This is a genomic window from Sphingobacterium corticibacterium, from assembly GCF_004208525.1.
Taxonomy (GTDB): domain Bacteria; phylum Bacteroidota; class Bacteroidia; order Sphingobacteriales; family Sphingobacteriaceae; genus Sphingobacterium; species Sphingobacterium corticibacterium.
This window is the reverse complement of record NZ_SGIT01000001.1, coordinates 1,312,093-1,330,968: the sequence shown is the minus strand read 5'-3', so window position 1 is coordinate 1,330,968 and position 18,876 is coordinate 1,312,093. Positions and strand designations below refer to the sequence as shown.

The following is an 18,876-nucleotide window of genomic DNA, read 5'->3' as shown; positions in this document are numbered from 1 at the left end:
TTAAATTGTTGTGTCCTGTTATGGGGTAACAACTTTTACTTTTTCTGGTTTTTCTTCGACGGCACTTGTATTTTTCCGAAGATCGTAGACCGTCGGTGCCGCAAGGAATACGGAGGAATAAGTACCTACAACGATACCAATTAATATCGCGAAAGAAAATCCTCTGATAACCTCGCCGCCGAACACAAACAATACAGCCAACACGAAGATAATCGTTAATGAGGTAATGATTGTACGGCTCAACGTAGAGTTTATCGCGCTGTTAACCGTATCACCAAAGTATTCTTTGTGCGCATTGGGTTTGTTTAAATATTCTCTTAAGCGGTCAAATACAACTACCGTATCATTTACGGAATAGGCGATAACTGTCAAAATCGCAGCGACAAAATGCTGATCAATGTCTAACGAGAATGGAACAATGCCATCTAGAATTGAGAATAGACCCAATAGGATAATCGCATCGTGAATAGTTGATATAGCTGCCCCGATAGAATATTGCCATTTTTGGAAACGTACTAAAATATAACCGGCGATAATCAATACGGAGAATATCCCTGACCATATCGCTCTATCTTTTATATCGGTCGCGATACTCGGACCAACTTTTTGAGAAGAGAGAATCTCGTAACCATTACCTTCAATCTTCGAAAGACCTTCGTTCAATTTAGCCAATACTTCCGCATCTGCCTCGTCACTCGTTTCTTCTACATGATACGTTGTCGTAACACGTACTTGGTTTTCACTACCAAAGGTCTTTACCTCCGTTGTCAAACCAAATACTTCGTCGAGGTTTTGACGTACATCTTCTAAATTGACAGCTTGTTCATAAGCTACGGTGTAGGTACGTCCTCCACTGAAATCCACACCCAAGGTGAAACCTTTCGTGAATATAGCCACCAAAGCAATAATCGAAGCAATGATGGAAATACCATAAAATACTTTCCGCTTTTTGATGAATTGGAAATTTGCATTTTTCAATGTATTTGCAGACCAAGGAAACGATACGGAAATTTTCCAGTCTTTTGATAGCATATACTCGAAAATCAAACGCGAGATAAAGATAGACGTAAACAATGAAGTAATAATACCAATCATCAACGTCGTAGCAAAACCTAAGATCGGACCACTACCAAAGAAGAACAACACAAGCCCTACTAAGAAGGTTGTTATTTGTGAGTCTAAGATAGAAGGCATCGCATTTTTATAACCATCGGCAATGGCTTGCCGGATAGATTTACCCAATCCTAACTCTTCCCGTATACGTTCGTATATCAGAACGTTAGCATCTACTGCGGTTCCCATCGTCAATACGATACCTGCGATACCTGGCAAGGTGAGAACGGCGTTTAAGGATGCCAAGATACCCATTAGGAAGAACACGTTAAATAATACCGCGATGTTAGCCGCGATACCAGCACGATTGTAATAAGCAACCATAAATATCATCACCACGATAAGAGCGATAACCGAAGAGTTGACACCCGCATCAATAGCAGCCTGTCCTAATGATGGGCCTACGATCGCTTCCTCTACAATTTTTGCCGTAGTTGGAAGACGACCTGCTTTTAGTACATTCGCTAAGTCTTTGGTATCTTCAATGGTGAAGTTACCGGATATAGAAGAGCTTCCGTTCGGAATTTCTTCGTTTACACTTGGTGCCGAATACACGACACCATCCAATACGATAGCAACAGCGGCTCTATTATTCTGTGCTGCTTGCGCTGTAATCTTACGCCACTGGCGAGCACCCTCCGTATTCATGCTCATCGATACAACAGGACGGTTGTTTTGGTCAAAATCATCCCGTGCATCGGTAATAACATCACCGGTTAACACAGCGCCATTTTCCGGACCAGATGTTTTGATAGCATATAAAGAAAGGAAGTTAGGTGTTCTTTGTTCCGGCTTCACGGACCATAAGAATTTCAAATTCCCTGGAATGTTAGCTTTTACTTCCGGACGATTTAAATACGCGTTAACACGAGCGGTATCTTTTAGATTGGCGATACCAACCATAGCACCTGGAGTTAGGTTTGGCTGACCATTTTGCTCCATATAAGTAGCTGGGTTCAAAACCGCAAACAAAGGATTACTTGCCGCAAGTTCTGCAGAGATTCCGGCAGTGTCTGTACTATCCTTAGGAGCAGCCCCTAAATTAGCTAACAAATTGTCGTCATTGGTAACGCTGTCACTCGCCGTCGAATCATTTGTAGTCGTTACAACCGGAGTCGAAGTCGAAGGGGATGCGGATTTCAATGAGCTAGCTAAAATATTGTTGAGGTTTTCCAATAATGGATATACCTGATAGTTATCATGTGTTTCGTAGAACTCCAGCTTAGCCGAACCTTGTAGGAGATTACGTACACGCTCTTCGTCATTAACACCAGGAAGCTCTATTAGAATACGGTTTGTTCCTTGTTGAATCTGGATATTTGGCGAAGCCACACCAAATTTATCAATACGCGTACGTAATACTTTGAAAGAGTTTTCGATAGCATTATCCGCTTCTTTATTTAAGAAGCTACGTACCTCGTTATCTGAGCTGGTTCCTTTAATAAGGGAAGCATTATCTGTTGTTGCGAAGAAAGTGGCCAATGGTGTACCCGCCCCAGAAGCTTTATATTCTTCGATGAAGAGCTCTACGACGCTCCTGTTTACGGATTTACTCTTTTGAAGAGCGGATTCAAGTGCCTTATTGAAGTTTTCATCTTTCGGGTTATTTGCCAAATTTCTGATGAGTTCATCCAAGGATATCTCCATCGTGACGTTCATCCCACCTTTAAGGTCTAAGCCTAATGCTAATTCATGTGCCTTCGCCTCCCGGTAGGTGAATTTAGCCAGCCCCAAATTGTAAACTTCCTCACCAGCTATGGAATCCAGATATGCCTTTTCTTTGGCCATATCGCCTTTTGCATATTCCGCAGCGTCTCGTTCTACTTTTCTTGTAACAAATGTGAATGATAGGGAATAGAGGCATGCTATTGACACCACTACTACCAAAAATTTAATCAGCCCTTTACTCTGCATTGTCTGTCTTCGTGTATTTGTTTATAGTTTATATAATCTTACTTGCGATTTAGCTTAATAATACTTAACCAAGATTCGCAAAGGTATAAAAATTTTGTAGAAAGAAAACAAATTCGCATACTTATGCAAACAAAAATTACATTTGAACTGTTTCTAATAGTTTGCTGTTAAAAATTGCTGCTGGTGAAATAACGGTATCGTTTAATGGGGTATGATTTCTGTATCGTTCTGTGAGTTTGTTCCTCACTATTTCACTGCTCAAATCAAAGTCTTTCAATTGTTCCAATTGGCCAATTTGAAGTCCTGTTGTTCGGTTATAAAGTTTCCATATTAATTCAGAACAATACATCTTGTCGTCCGTCCATCCGAATGCTGTATCATAATCTTTTCCTTCCCAAGCTTGCCCCATCTTTTGCATCTCTTGGATTACCGAATTTGTTAGTGTTTTTTCAGCCTCTTTTAAACGTTTTATCACATAGTGTTCATCTTTTCCACGTTTTATCCATTTGTGCAATGGTGTCCGTTTAACTGGCCGAACGGCTTCTAAAACATACAGCTGGTCTTTTTCTTTGAAAATGATACCACAATGAGAATATCGAGATCCTGTAGCCAACTGTATCGCCCGGCTTTGATCTGATAATGAGGTTTGGAATATCAGATCCCCTGGTTGCAGCGATTGCTCTTGTGTGTGCATGCTGCTTTTTTTTGCATGCCCAGACATTCGATTGCTTTTGTTATATGAACAGTCGTCGTAATAGATGCCTGCACTGGAGAATAACAAACCTACTATGAGAAGCAGTATTACGTTTTTTTTGATAAATTCCATGATATACCTTCAATTATATGTTTTTTTAGATGATTTTGTTTTTATAGCTAGGTCTCTAAAGAGCAGATTCGTCGCTAAAATAGCGAAAGTTGACCACCCGACATATGTGAAGAAGACTTTTTTGCCTTCCCAAATACCGTCCTTCCACCATATTTCCATGAATCTCTACGCTCTTGCTCGATAACTTGCTGTACATCAAATTTCGGTGCGAAATTAGCTTCCGCTTGCAGCACGATTTCGTGCAGTTTGTTGATTGTCTTTAATTTGTCCGCATTCCCAAGTTTAGATTTTTCAATGCCTTTCCGCAATACCTGTATGCTATCGTCATAGATATCGATTGGTACGGGGAAAGGATGTCCGTCTTTGCCCCCATGTGCGAATGAGAAACGAGCAGGATCCTTAAACCTTGAGGGGGCACCATGAATTACCTCACTCACTAATGCCAAAGACTGTAGCGTTCGGGGTCCAACCCCTTGTAGCATCAAAAGATCTTCAAAGCTGTCAGGTTGCAATTCCCGTGTCACATACAACAATGCGCCTAATTTTTTAAGGTCGACATCAGCGGAGCGTATATCGTGATGCGCTGGCAAAATTAAACGTGTAAAATCCTGTATGGTTTTTGTCGAGTTTTCACGCGAAATATGGAGGATACCTTGGCGGTTGGAAGCAGCTTCCGTTGCAGTTAGATTCAAGATATATCCTTGCGAGACACCATTGATTCCAGTATGTGGTTCTTCCACGAACGACCTTAAATTGTCTGAATGCCAATGATATCTTCTGGCAGTTCCGTCATGGTTATGCATACCCTGTTGGATTACCGCCCAGCTGCCGGTGTTGGTTACGATAAAATTGTGTAGGTATAGTTGATAACCATCTTGAACAGCTGTATTATCCACTTTAGCAGATAACTTACTGGCATACACCAGCTGATTTCCCGGCAGTCCGGTTCGGTCAGCTAATTGTAATAGCTCTTTCGGGGTCTCCCGTGAGTGTTTACCTTTTCCGCCGCAGATATATATTCCAAGCGATGAAGCGACGGGATTTATTGATCGTTTTAGTGCTCCCATAACCGAAGTAGTGATGCCAGAAGAATGCCAATCCATTCCCATTACTGCACCAAAACTCTGGAACCAAAATGGGTCAGCTAATTTCCGTAAAACTTCCTCCTTACCATAATCGATCAAGATTGCTTCGATTATTGACAACCCCAAAGAGGACATGCGTTCATATAACCAGGGAGGAACTTTACCATAATGCAACGGTAAGTCTGCTGTTCCAGATCGCTTCATTTTGCTAAATTATTTAGTTCGAATTTAAATAAAATAACGCACGTAGATATGTCGTATCAATATTTTGACACAAAAATGCTTTTTTTTGAATAGCATTGGTGTTTTTTTATCAAAAACAATTTTTTACTTTGTCACAGAACAATTTTAAACCCTAGCAGGATGTACATGTATTTACGTTCCAAATTGTTATTATGCGGATTACTTCTATTATCTGCTTCTGACGGAATCGCGCAAGAAAACCGGAGTCCCCATATTATTTTGATTTTGTCTGATGATCTGGGAATAGGGGATATCAGTTGTTATTTTGGGAAATACAATACGCCTAACATTGATAAGATTGCTGCTGAAGGGGGGCGATTGACAAATTATTATAGCGCATCTCCGGTTTGTTCACCATCGCGAGCCGGCATTCTTACCGGAAAATCACCTGCAAAGCTGCATTTCACGACTTTTTTGAATACACGCGAAGATAATAAGCGAAAGGAACAAGTGGATTTCTTGGATCCTAATATCACGACGCTCGCTAAATTATTAAAAGCGAAAGGATATACTACCGGGCACTTTGGTAAATGGCATTTGGGTGGTGGACGTGATGTTACCAATGCACCAAATTTTGATCAATATGGATTTGATGCTTGGGCAGGTACCTATGAAAGTCCGGATCCAGATCCGGCTATAACAGCGACAGACTGGATTTGGAGTGATCAAGATAGTATAAAACGCTGGAATCGTACAGCATATTTTGTCGATAAGACATTGTCTTTTCTGAAAGAAAATAAAGACAAGCCTTGTTATGTCAACCTTTGGACGGATGATGTGCACACGCCTTGGGTAGCTGGAGATGATGAAACCGGACGCTATCCTGGTAAGCCGGGAGAGGAGCGGAGTTTTGAAGCGGTTCTAAAAGAATTTGACAAACAACTGGGAAGGTTAATGGATGGTTTAAAAGAATTGGGCGTTGACGAAAATACCTTGGTAATTTTTACGAGTGATAACGGGCCGCTTCCTAATTTTAGACAAGATCGATCAGCAGGTTTGCGAGGAACCAAGTTATCATTATATGAAGGTGGGATCAATATGCCTTTTATTGTCCGTTGGCCAGCGAAAATAGCGCAAAACTGGGTCGATAGCTCGTCCATTGTTTCAGCCCTAGATCTCCTGCCTTCATTGGTAGATATTGCAGGAGGCAACCTAGAGGTTGATGAGCTGTTTGACGGTGAAAATAGAGCGATGGTTTTGCACGGCGAGGCATCCCCGCGGAAAAATCCACTCATATGGGAGTATGGTCGTAATAATACATTTTTTAACTTTCCACAAGCGCCAAACCGTAGCCCTGCCTTAGCCTACCGGGAAGGGTCATGGAAATTTCTGATGAATCAGGATAAGTCCGGTATAGAACTCTACGATCTAGCGCAAGATCGAAGTGAATCTAACAATATTGCCGAACAACACCCTGATTTGGTTGTAAAGTTTAGCGAAAAGCTGTTGTCATGGTGGCAAGCATTACCGTGTTTTTAACGTTATCGCCATCCCAGTCCAGGGGCCACATGTTCTAGGATGGAAGAAAGCACATGCACGTTGTAATCAACTCCCAAGGTATTGGGTATGGTCAAGAGCAACGTGTCCGCTTCCTGAATAGCTTCATCCATAGCCAGTTCTTTAATCAGTTGATCCGGTTCCGCGGCATAACTTCGTCCAAAAATAGCCCGTTTGTTGGGTTCAATCATACCGACTTTGTCTTCTCTACTAGCTTCATGCCCAAAATAATATCTATCTTGATCGTTCACCAACGCAAAAATCGAACGACTTACGGATACTCTGGGTTCCCGCGTATGTCCAGCTTCTCTCCACGTTTCTTTGAATAGCCTGATCTGTTCTGCTTGTTGTATATGAAACGGTTTTCCACTTTCGTCATCTTTCAGCGTAGAGCTTTGGAGGTTCATGCCTTCTTGAGCAGCCCAGATGGCAGTTGCGTTCGACCCTGCTCCCCACCAGATACGGTCGCGCAGACCTTCCGAATGGGGTTCTAGCCGTAATAGACCCGGCGGATTTGGGAACATGGGGTTCGGATTAGGCTGGGCAAACCCAATTCCCTTTAGCTTTTCAAGAAATTCTAATCCTTTTTGACGGCCCATGTCGGCATCCGTTTCACCTTCAGCCGGCTCATATCCGAAATAGCGCCATCCGTCGATTACCTGTTCGGGCGATCCTCTGCTAATACCCAATTGTAAACGACCACCTGAAATTAGATCGGCCGCTCCGGCGTCTTCGATCATGTATAACGGATTTTCGTAGCGCATGTCAATCACCCCAGTGCCAATTTCAATTTTATGGGTTTTGGTGCCTATTGCGGCCAATAGGGGAAAAGGCGAAGCCAACTGTTGGGCAAAATGGTGTACACGAAAATAAGCTCCGTCTAGACCAATTTCTTCCGCTGCTATGGCAAGATCAATGGACTGAAGCAAAGTGTCGCCTGCGGTACGAGTACCATATCCCTGGAGGTCTGCCCAATGACCAAAAGATAAAAAGCCTATTTTTTTCATGACGCTATAACGAATTGATGACGTACTAAAATAAGAAAAATAAACGGTTTCAATCCGACTCATCATCAGGATTTGGCAGTTTTAAATACATGTTTGCAATTTATTTTCTTTTTTTACTAAGGTACTTCATTTTCTACCGTTTCTATCCTGTAACCTATAGAATATTATATAATGACCAATAGAGAGGAAATAACAGATCTTATCAAAAAAATGTTAGATGGTGATATTACGCCGCAAGAGCGCGACGATCTGCATTCTTGGGCAGAAAAATCAGAACAGCGTAGTAAGTTTCTGCACCGTGTTCTTCACGAAGACCTCTTGTGGGAAGATATTTGCATTTGGTTTGAATTAGAATTTTTAGATCAGGAAGTATGGAATAGCCGTCTAGAAGATAGTGTATTACAAAAGATATCTCAATCTAAAAAATCCCGGCGCCAGATCAATTTAAGGTTATACAGACATCTTGTTCCATATGCTGCGGCTATATTAATTATTACACTATTTAGTATAGGGGTGTATCACTATAGAGAAAGCGTGACTTCTCCGGCAAACGGAGAAAACATAGAAGCAATGATAGATATTGAACCTGGTAAAGATAGAGCCTCCCTGACACTGGCAGATGGACGCATTGTTGAATTGAGTGGCGAGAAAGAAGGAATCGTTATGGGAAGTCAGCTTACTTATGCCGATGGTGCAGCAGTTACAGCGGGGCGCCTACAAAATACCGATGTGGTAACCATATCAGTTCCTCGCGGAGGAAAATACCAAGTCACGTTATCAGACGGTACGGTTGTATGGCTTAATGCTGATTCAAAGCTTAAATATCCAATTAGATTTACGCCAAAGTCACGCGTTGTTGAATTGGAAGGTGAAGCCTATTTTGATGTTGCAAAAATAGAAGACAAATCCGGGCATGTCCCATTTTTGGTAAAGTCTGCAACGCAGACGATAGAGGTGCTGGGAACCCAGTTTAATTTAAAAGCTTACGGCGATGAAATCAGCTGTACGACGACTTTAGTGGAAGGATCGGTTTTGTTAAAAACATCCCAAGGAAATATGAAATTAAAACCAGGAGAGCAAGGTATTTACGAAGCCAATGAATTGAAAAAGACAAATGTTAATGTAGAAGAGTTTGCCGCTTGGAAAGACAATAAATTTGTATTTAATGAGACGCCTCTATCGGACGCTATGGCACAAATTAGTAGATGGTACGACATCGAGGTTATTTACAAGGGGAGCAATAAGCTAACCTATTTTTACGGGGAAATTAGTAGAACAAAAAAAATATCCGAAGTGCTCGCCATACTTAAAGAAGGGGGCGTAACATTCAACATAGAAAAAAATGGAGATCAAAAAAGGCTAATTGTTTCGCTTTAATTCTACTAACTCACAACCGAATTACGCAATTTATTCACCTATATAATATAATTATGATGCTATACACACATTTTTGATCCTGGATCACATCCTTTTTGATAGCTTAAAAAAAACGGATAGAGCGGCCACTCTATCCGGAAAGTTTGATAAGCTAATCAATCAGTTTAGTCACCTTATTTTTTAACAATATCAAACGATACAAACTTATGATTTTTTATGAATATGTTAAAGACCGAGTTTGGCCTTTAGCATTCCGATGTATTCTGGTTATGAAACTAGCAGTATGTATTACGTTTTTAACTGTTTTCCAGGTTTTGGCTCATCACAGCTCAGCCCAGAAAATTAATATTAGCGCACATAATCAGCCTTTAGCAAAGGTTATGAAGAGTGTGCAAGATCAATCGGGATATCCCTTTTTCCTGTATGGAAAGGAGCTTGCAAAATTGTCCGTAAATGCCAATGTGCAAAACATGGAATTGCAACGCGCTATGGAAGAAATTTTGCGAGATCAACCTGTAGGCTGGGTGCTTAGCGCTGGAACGATCATCCTAAAGCCTCTTCCTATCGAAAAAAAGGTAGCTTCCACAACACCATCTCTAACGACAACGATGCAAAAGCAAGAACGCATTATTAACGGCAAAGTTACTGATGCGTACGGACAGCCCATTCGAGGTGTAACGGTTAGTACGGTACAAGTCTCCAAAGTAACTTCCACGGATGAAGGAGGGAATTATAGTATTCCGGTATCATTTGAGAGCGAGATGCTACTCTTCAGCATGGTTGGATATGACAAACAAGAAGTACCTGTCGAGGACAGTAATATAATTGATGTGGTGTTGAAAGAGTCTATGGATAACCTCGATGAGGTGCTTGTTGTTGGATATGGCACCATAAAAAAGAAAGATCTAACGGGCTCGATGACCAATGTAAAAACCGAGGATATCCAAGATATTCCCGCAAACTCCATCGAAAGTTTATTGCAAGGACGAGCTGCCGGCCTTCAAATAGTCAAGACTTCGCAAGATCCTGGCGCAGGCACTACTGTCCGCATACGCGGAGGAAGTTCTTTGCGGGGCTCTAATTCACCATTGATTGTGGTAGATGGATTTCCTATTGGCGATGCAGGTAACCTCAAACAGATTAACCCAGCCGATATTGTATCGATCGAGGTGCTAAAAGATGCTTCCGCATCATCCATATACGGATCTCGGGGAGCGAATGGTGTCATTATGGTCACAACGAAGAAAGCTAAAAACGGGCAGACCGATATTAGTATTAAGCATCAGACGACTTTATCCCAATTCACATCCGAGTTTATCCAATGGACGGATCCCGCGTTAATGGCCCAACTGGACAACGAGGCCAAGATTAACGGCAATATGCCACCGCTTTACGTTGGAGCAGTGAACTCAACAGGTATATACTTTCCCGCTGTTGATGAAATTCAGAGCGGTGCATGGCCACATTTTACAGATTGGTCTAAAGTTGTATTCAGGGATAATCCAGTCAACAACACATCGACGATATCGCTGGCAACCGCAAATGACAAAACTTCATTTAACCTGAGTGCAAACAACCTTTTACAACAAGGGTCCTACATCAGAGATAACTACGGTAAACAGATTGTGAGTTCGAATATTAGACATCAATTTAATAAATATTTAAATATCAGTGCGTTTAACAATCTTTCTAAAGACAATCGTCGTACCAATACCGGATTAGCTTATTGGCGGAACCCTTTATGGCCAGTATACAACGAAGATGGAAGTTATTTTTTGGAAGGAAATGCGGATTACAGTCATCCTATGGCTTGGACAGACAATCGTAAAAATACCGCTAAAGGAACTGACATCATTTCCTCCTGGCTATTGGATCTGCAGCTGATCTCCGGGCTGAGCCTCAAATCGCAGCTTAATTATAAATACGGTGCTTCTATACAGGATCGTTTCGAGCCGGATAGATATACCGAAACGGGCACAAATAATAAAGGTGCAGCATATTTAGATAATTGGATGGGGCAGGTGTATACGGCAGATACCTATTTGACTTATCAAAAATTATTCAAGCAAAACCACGATCTCACCGCCATGCTTGGGCATTCCTATGAATATTCCCTTGCTCGTAGCTCGGCAATGGAGTCGTATAATTTTAAGAATGGTGCCTTGAATAACGAAAATATGGCATCGGGCTCACCGGAGCTCAATCGACATCGTAATGGGCAGACCGAGACGAAACTACTCTCGTATTTTGGACGCTTAAACTATGCATTCAAAGACAAGTATCTTCTTACGTTAACGATGCGTTCGGACGGTTCTTCCAAATTCAGTACAAACCATAAATGGGCCTATTTCCCATCTGGAGCAGTTAGCTGGAAGCTGCATCAAGAACAGTTTATAAAAGATTTAAATCTATTTGATGAATTTAAACTGCGAGCGAGTTATGGCATATCCGGTAACCAAGGTATCTCTCCCTATCAGACATTGAGCCGTTATGGTATTGAAACATTTTATACCGATGGGGGATGGAGCACTGCGATAGGGCCCGGATATGTCATCGGTTATACAGGCGTAGGTGGGCGGTATAAGGAATGGGGAGGTATACCCAATAAAGATTTGCGTTGGGAGACGACGGCACAATACAATTTCGGTGCAGACTTTTCATTTTTCAACAATAGGCTAGGGGTGACGGTAGATTATTACAGTAAAAATACCTTTGATCTGTTGCGGGAACGCTACTTAACACTGAGTTCAGGTTATGATCGTATGTGGGTCAATGATGGAGAAATTAATAACAAAGGTATAGAACTTACACTTCATGGAGATATCATCCGCAAGCGAGATTGGGAACTGTCAGGTACATTTATATTCTCCAGAAACGTCAACAAAGTAGTCAGCCTGGGAAATGCTATCAGTTCCGGGCTTAATCGAGACTTTTTATCAGACACTTATTATGAATATTACGGTGGCGGTATGGACCCCTTTAGAGAACCTTCACCAAATATTTTGGCGGTAGGCTTACCTGTAAATGTATTTTACGGCTATCGTGTGGATGGTATTGTTCAATCGGACAGGGAGGGGGAAGCTGCAGGATTAGTCGGTGCGGAAGCACGAGCAGGCGAGTTTCTTTACACAGACCTTAGTCAGGATGGCGTATTCGATACCAAAGATCGAACGGTGATAGGCGACCCTAATCCCGATTTTATGGCAAGTTTAAACCTCAATCTCCGGTATAAAAACTTGGATATGAATATATTTCTTAACGGCGTATTTGGTAATGACGTTTTATGGAGTGGTATGTACAATTCCGCATTGTACGTTCCCTTGAGGTGGACCCCCGATAATCCGAGTAATGAATATCCAAGCGTGAGACAGGGGAGATTACATTATACGTCCGATTGGTTTATAAAAGATGGCAGTTTTCTGCGTATTCAAAATGTTAACGTTGGCTACCGTATTCCATTAGAAAATCAAAAATGGGTAAAGCAGGCGCGGATTTCCATTAATGCAGAAAACCCTTATACATTCACAAAATTCGAGGGATACGATCCAGAGGTAGGCCTCAATGGGCGCTATGGTGGAGGGTATCCGAAGTTGAGAATGTTCTCGTTTGGTGTTGATTTTACATTTTAAAATTTTTGATATGTACAGATATTTAATATTATTGATCATATGCTCCATGTTTATGGGATGCGATCTTGAAGAAGAACCCTATGGTTTCTATTCAGAAGAAAATTTTTACAAAACAAATGAAGATGCCGAATCAGCTCTTTTTTATGCTTACAATACCTTTTCCTACAATGAGTACGTACGGGCTATATTCTATATTAATGAGTTAGCTACGGAAAGCTGTGATGTAAAAGGCGAGGAGGGTTTTGGTTCGCAGGAGATCAATCGTTGGGACTATGCTTTATTTCGTGAGAATGAGCAATTGGAACTCTATTACAAATACTGCTATATTGCTATAAATAGAGCCAATGCAGTCATCGACAATGTTATAAATAGTAATCTTAGCGAAGACTTTAAATCCAGTATATTAGGCGAAGCCTACTTTCTACGGGCCTGGAATTATTATCATCTTATACAAATCTATGGATTAGTGCCCCTTCATAAAGGATCTATTACATCTGCTTTACAGACGATAGCACCTATGCCTAAAGATTTTGATGAATTATACGATTTTATTATAAATGACTGTTTGGAAGCCGAAAAAAGAATGTCTGTCAGACGGGTCGTAGGGCGAGTAGACAAAGTAGCGGCACAGGCTCTGTTAGCTAAAGTATACCTCAGCATTGCTTCTTCCAAGGAAAATCAGGTTAACGGTTATAAGGAAATGAACAAGGATATTGCACAGATGTATCAGTACGCTGCAGAATGGTCTCGAAAGGTGCTCTATGATCAATCTACATATGGCTTGTCGCCAGATCTGATTAGTATCTATGATACCCGTAAACCGGATGGCCCTGAACATATTTTTATCATGTCTATGGACAAAAGCGGCGTAGACGAGGGTAATTTCTCTTCCATAGACAAGATGTTCATTCCCTACAAGAATGGTACAAGTTTGTGGTTTGCCAATCCAGATGGAACCTATACCAAATCGACTAATATGGGATGGGGTGTATTTATGACCACCGAATTGTTTGCAAATAGTTTCGATGCTTCCGATAAACGTAAGACCGAGTTAATGGCGAAGCGTTTCTATACGAAGGAAGACGGAAGTGCTTCAGAACTAAATGATTATTTTTTGACACGAAAATATATAGACCCAGACTTTGTAGGCGTCAAATCCAGTACACGGCCATTTTTAATTCGATTTTCAGAAGTTGCACTTATATATGCCGAAGCAGTTGGTCCTACACAGGAGGGATATCATTGGGTCAACGCGATACGTCATCGCGCAGGATTGGACGATCTGCCATCAAGTTTAAATCTCGCCGATTTTCGTAATGCGGTGTTCAACGAGCGGAGCTTTGAGCTTGCATTTGAAGGCAAGAGGTTGCACGATTTAAGACGAAAGGCAGTGGTTGTTAATACAGATCCGCGCGCTGCCGCTTCAGGGATTTCCGAAGAGCAAGCGGCTTATTATCCTATTCCGCAAAAAGAACTAGATCTCAATCCCAATATACCAAGAATTTAAATTATGAAAACACAATTGATAATAGTTTTGATGATGTTTACGCTCGTTTCTTGTCAAAAAGATTTGATGAAAGAGATACGTAACGAGGAATGGAACAATGAGCGGGCTATTCTTCTTATTACCTTTGAGAATCAAGTTGGAAACGCAACAATCAGAAGAGATGAGAACCAGAATGGTTTGATCACTTTCATGTATAACCAAACTGCTGGCGATTCCAAAAGCATAAAGATCAAAGAGCTCGAATTGTCCTACGGCGCATCTTCAGATGTAATCAAGGACCAAGTGTTGACTTTTGACGATCAGCAGACCGCCCAGATCAAAGTGACTTCAAAATCTGGGCAGGATAGGGTTTGGAAGATATCTTATATTCCATTCTCTGATGAGTTGGTCGGTACCTGGCAGATATCGACATTATCCGTGTATGGTGGTGCCTGGCCGGAGTATGGTGGTGCCGCAGCCCATGTCAGTATGGCCGAGCGCAGCTGGAATTGGAACACGGATGGGACAGGACCTATTGCAGAGTATGATAATACATTGACTTTTACGTTAGAGGGCATTACCGAAGATGGAGATGCTTACGGTAAGGTCATCAATCACGCCGGCCCGGATCAAGGGTATGCTGATTTTACTTTTATAGATGATCCTGATGGGGCTAAGATTCCCATCAATGTCAATAGCAAGTACCGGAAAATCCCGATTGGTGAAGGTAACTGGAAACGAAATTCCAAACAAGGAACGATTAGTTTCTCCTCCGCATCCTTAGTATCAACAGCGAAGTTAATAGGCAGCGGGACTATCACACTTGACGATTATAACAATTCCATAACCATACAAGACAAAGCTTTCGAATTCGAACTCGAACAGACGTTCATATGGATCGATATCTATAAAGACAGAGAAAGATTTGTCGAGAATGCAAAAAAGTACTGGGTACAGATTAAGAAAATTTCAGAATAGACCACAAATCTCAAAAACGAAAATAAAATGAAAATACATATCGTTATCTGTTTAGTCATGTTTATCAGTGCAACATTTGGTTGTCAAGATACGTCGATGAATCCAAAGAATATAAACAATGATCTCATCATCCGGTCCACACCGGTAAGTGCTATTCCTTTTGTTGGTATCGGCCCACAGTGGGGCGGATATGATAATATCTTACGTTGGACAGGATCCTCCACTTTCAATGCAAAAGATTGGGAAGTACTGGAAGAACGGGTACAATTTCTACGGCCTGGTTTAGTGCGGATCATGGCTTCCCAAGGATGGAATTATTATCAAAATGGGGTTTATTCCCCAGCGATAAGCGAGGGCGTATTATTTAGGATTCTGGATTTTTGCCAGGAGAATGGTATACAGGTCATGTATGGCGAATGGGGAGAAGAAGCCTTACCAAATGGTGAAGTCGACGCAGCTTGGTTGGAACGCTCTACCGATTTTTTAAAATATTTACTAGATACACGAGGCTATACTTGCCTTAAGTATTACAATATGTGTAATGAGCCCGCAGGAGATTGGTCTTCTATTGGAGGAGATTATAGCCTCTGGCAACGCACCTATGAACAGCTATTATCCTTGATGGAGGCCAAGGGGCTGAACAATCGTATAGAAGTCATTGCGCCAGACGTCGCTATCTGGAATGATACGAGCTTAAGCGATTGGATTACACGTCCGGCTGCTTATTTCGGAGATAAGATACAGGCCTATGATATCCATTCGTATCCTACCGACGATCAGGTCAAAGGCGGTTCCTATCGTAAAGTGATTGCACATTATCGCAGTATTGTTCCTGACGGCAAGGCGATGATCATGGGCGAACTCGGGTTCAAGTACAATCCAAATTCCGCGCATGGGATAACCAATGTAGCCCGGATTGCAGACGACCCTTTCGCGGGAGATGACTCCAACATGATGATCTATGATGCTTTTTATGGCGTGGATGTAGCTGATGCCGTGGTACAGAATATGCTCGCCGGATACGATGGCGTGATCCTATGGAATATGGATGATGCCATGTATAGTGATAATGGTGATAAATTAAAGCGCTGGGGCTTTTGGAATATATTCGGCGAAGAAAAATTTGGTAGCTCGGCAGACGAGGCTATTCGTCCATGGTTTTATCCCATGTCTTTATTATGTCGGTATTTTCCAAATGGAAGCACGATTTATCCGGTTGATGTTCCTGAAAAAAAAGGTTTACAAGCTGTCAGTGCCAAGAAAGACGGACGCACTACTATCGCTTTGGTAAATTCCCATGCTTCAAGTTATACCCTTCATCTGAAAGCCGAAGAACGTTTACATCTCCAAGGCGCAAAAGTATATCAGTATATAGCGGGAGATGGGGCCAGTTTCGAAGGCGCGAAAGATAGCAAAGGATTTGCTATCCCTAACAGCGTTGAGGATATCGATCTGCATCAAGATGATGCTTTCACGGTTCAGTTACCAGGTCGTTCCGTTATATTGATTACCACGATGCAATAACAAACAAAATATGATAAATAGAAAGATTTTCTTTGGGTTATGCTGTTGGATGTTTGTTTTCGGGTGTTCTGATTCAGGCGGACAGGATATCCCTACACCATCTGACAAAGCTGCGTCTGCTATATTGGAAGTTAATAGCAATCTTCAAAAGAATATGGTATTACAGCAAAATAGTCCCTTTATTGTAGCTGGGCGGGGTACTCCAGGACAGTATGTTACGATTACCACAAGCTGGAATAAGGCGGACATACACGAGGTTGAGGTCGATCAGGACGGGAGATGGTCCAAATCCATTCGGACACCCGCCGGGAGTTTTGAAGCACAGACGATCAAGATCTCCGGAAAAAATAGTTTGGAATTTAATGACATTTTGATTGGAGAAGTGTGGTTATGTTCCGGGCAGTCCAATATGTGGTACCCGATGAAAGAGGTACTAGGCGGGTTGGATGAGATAGTCAAAGCAGATGCTTCCAATGGGGTTCGTTTATTGAATCTACCACAGGTGCAGGCCGATGTCCCTACCGATAAATGGAATGCCACCTGGCAGAAATGTTCCCCCAGCTCTTTGGAGTGGTTTAGCGCAGTTGGATACTATTTTGCTAAGCAGTTGCGTCAGTCTCTTCAGGTGCCGATAGGTATTATCAACGCAAGTTGGGGTGATACTACCGGAGAGGTATGGGCCGAACGTAGTGCTGTACTCGCCACCCCATCTGTAAGGGAATTTGCATTGCTGCAAGACAAACAACCGCGGGCAGATCCATTCTCACCTTACAAAATTGGCGCTGCGTACAACGCGATGATTTATCCCATACGCGAAATCCCCATCGCAGGGGCTATTTGGTACCAAGGAGAGGCCAACATGGACAATCCTTCTTATTATCCCGACTTGCTGGAAACATTAGCCGAGAGCTGGAGAGCCCTATGGAACAAAGAAGCCAACGACTTCCCTTTTTACATTGCACAAATTTGTCCATACAAGCGTATGTATAATTTCCAGACGAATTATGCTAACCCAAATATGCGCTTTGCACAGCTTCAAGCTAGCAAACGTATAGCAAATAGTGGTATTATCTGTAATGATGATATTGCAGATTTAGATGATGTTCATCCTAAGAATAAAAAAGATGTGGGACTGAGATTTGCATATCTAGCATTAGCAGCGCATTATAAAAAAGCAGACGGCGACCGTTCACCTATTTTTGATGGATTTACTGTTGATGGCAACAAGTTGGTCATTGATTTTCAATTTGCTTCCACAGGATTGAAAACCAAAGATGGTTTGAACCCTTCACAGTTTGAGATAGCGGGTGTGGATAAAGTGTTTTATCCTGCTGATGCAGTGATTGTCGGCAACAAGATCATGTTGACATCATCTCATGTGCCCAATCCTCTAGCGGCGAGACTGGGGTGGAGCTATACCAAGATCAGCAATCTGGTAAGCAACAGCGGATTACCCGTTAGTGTTTTCAAAACGTATGCTTGGGCAGACCCGGAGGAAGAGAGATAGACGCAAAAAACAACAAAGAAAAAATTTGATTGGAGTCCAATGCTTCCAATCAAATTTTTGCTATATTTAGCAGTTAGCTCGTTGTGAACCTAGATTAAGCTTTCCATGAAAAACGACATTGGATATTTTCAAGATTTTAAAAATGGCAGGGAATCTGCTCTAAAATATCTGATGACTAGATATGGTAAGGAATTACGTTTCTTTGCCCATTCCATCATCCGGAATAAAGAGATAGCTGAAGAAATTGTATCCGATGCATTTTTTAAACTTTGGCAGCGAAGGGATAAGGTGGTAAAGGAATCTAATATAAAAGCCTTTTTATTTATTACAACGCGTAATGCCTGTTACGACTACCTTGATTCCCCACAATATAGAAGATATTCAGACGTAGAGATAGAAGAAGAAATGGCAATGGCAGACGATGATGTCATGACCAGGATAATCCGCGTCGAGTTAATCCAGTTGGTGATTGCAGAATTAGAAAAACTACCCGAGCAACAGGCTGCCATATTCAAAATGACGTACTTAGAAGGTCTTAATGTGGATGAAATCTGTGCCCAACTCCATACGACACAGAGCAACGTATATTTTGCACGGTCAAAAGCGATATCTACCCTAAAGCAAATTTTTAAAAGTAAGAACGTTCTTGTTTATGTGTTTTTCTGCTGTTTGGTCTGCCAATAAAATAAT

Annotated in this window: 12 protein-coding genes; 8 read left to right on the top strand and 4 right to left on the bottom strand. The window is 41.7% G+C overall.

What is annotated here, in order from left to right; translation table 11 throughout:
* Window positions 1-18 precede the first annotated feature (18 nt).
* The 3 genes from secDF to EWE74_RS05490 all read right to left on the bottom strand — a co-directional run bounded on the left by secDF (window position 19) and on the right by EWE74_RS05490 (window position 5,142).
* A complete protein-coding gene (gene secDF, locus EWE74_RS05500) occupies window positions 19-3,027 on the bottom strand; it encodes a protein translocase subunit SecDF (RefSeq protein ID WP_130140484.1) in 3,009 nt (1,002 codons plus the stop codon).
* A gap of 136 nt (window positions 3,028-3,163) precedes the next feature.
* Window positions 3,164-3,721, bottom strand: a complete 558-nt coding sequence (locus tag EWE74_RS05495) for a YiiX family permuted papain-like enzyme (protein ID WP_239018565.1) — start codon at window positions 3,719-3,721, stop codon at window positions 3,164-3,166.
* A 206-nt stretch (window positions 3,722-3,927) separates the two neighbouring features.
* On the bottom strand, window positions 3,928-5,142 hold the full coding sequence (locus EWE74_RS05490) for a DUF763 domain-containing protein (RefSeq protein WP_130140482.1): 1,215 nt from the start codon (window positions 5,140-5,142) through the stop codon (window positions 3,928-3,930).
* 159 nt (window positions 5,143-5,301) lie between these two features.
* Here EWE74_RS05490 and EWE74_RS05485 point away from each other — a divergent pair, with 159 nt between their 5' ends.
* Window positions 5,302-6,660 carry a sulfatase-like hydrolase/transferase gene (locus EWE74_RS05485; protein WP_130140481.1) on the top strand — a complete coding sequence of 453 codons (1,359 nt, stop codon included), beginning with the start codon at window positions 5,302-5,304 and terminating at the stop codon, window positions 6,658-6,660.
* 2 nt (window positions 6,661-6,662) lie between these two features.
* On the opposite strand, the gene EWE74_RS05480 is transcribed toward EWE74_RS05485, so the two are convergent.
* Window positions 6,663-7,685: an LLM class flavin-dependent oxidoreductase gene (locus tag EWE74_RS05480; RefSeq protein WP_130140480.1), complete on the bottom strand. Its 1,023-nt coding sequence runs from the start codon at window positions 7,683-7,685 to the stop codon at window positions 6,663-6,665.
* 171 nt (window positions 7,686-7,856) lie between these two features.
* On the opposite strand from EWE74_RS05480, the gene EWE74_RS05475 reads away from it, so the two are divergent.
* From EWE74_RS05475 to EWE74_RS05445, 7 genes are all read left to right on the top strand, one after another.
* Window positions 7,857-9,062 (top strand): FecR family protein, encoded by a 1,206-nt coding sequence (locus tag EWE74_RS05475; RefSeq protein ID WP_130140479.1) that lies wholly within the window; start codon window positions 7,857-7,859, stop codon window positions 9,060-9,062.
* A 380-nt stretch (window positions 9,063-9,442) separates the two neighbouring features.
* Entirely contained in the window at window positions 9,443-12,691 is a 3,249-nt protein-coding gene (locus EWE74_RS05470; protein WP_165384651.1) for a SusC/RagA family TonB-linked outer membrane protein, read from the top strand.
* A 10-nt stretch (window positions 12,692-12,701) separates the two neighbouring features.
* Window positions 12,702-14,198: a RagB/SusD family nutrient uptake outer membrane protein gene (locus tag EWE74_RS05465; RefSeq protein ID WP_206365146.1), complete on the top strand. Its 1,497-nt coding sequence runs from the start codon at window positions 12,702-12,704 to the stop codon at window positions 14,196-14,198.
* A gap of 3 nt (window positions 14,199-14,201) precedes the next feature.
* Window positions 14,202-15,155, top strand: a complete 954-nt coding sequence (locus EWE74_RS05460) for a hypothetical protein (protein ID WP_130140477.1) — start codon at window positions 14,202-14,204, stop codon at window positions 15,153-15,155.
* Window positions 15,156-15,182: 27 nt separating this feature from the next.
* Window positions 15,183-16,679 carry a hypothetical protein gene (locus tag EWE74_RS05455; protein ID WP_130140476.1) on the top strand — a complete coding sequence of 499 codons (1,497 nt, stop codon included), beginning with the start codon at window positions 15,183-15,185 and terminating at the stop codon, window positions 16,677-16,679.
* Between the two features lie 10 nt (window positions 16,680-16,689).
* A complete protein-coding gene (locus EWE74_RS05450) occupies window positions 16,690-18,186 on the top strand; it encodes a sialate O-acetylesterase (protein ID WP_130140475.1) in 1,497 nt (498 codons plus the stop codon).
* A gap of 105 nt (window positions 18,187-18,291) precedes the next feature.
* Entirely contained in the window at window positions 18,292-18,870 is a 579-nt protein-coding gene (locus EWE74_RS05445) for an RNA polymerase sigma factor (RefSeq protein WP_130140474.1), read from the top strand.
* Window positions 18,871-18,876: the final 6 nt, after the last annotated feature.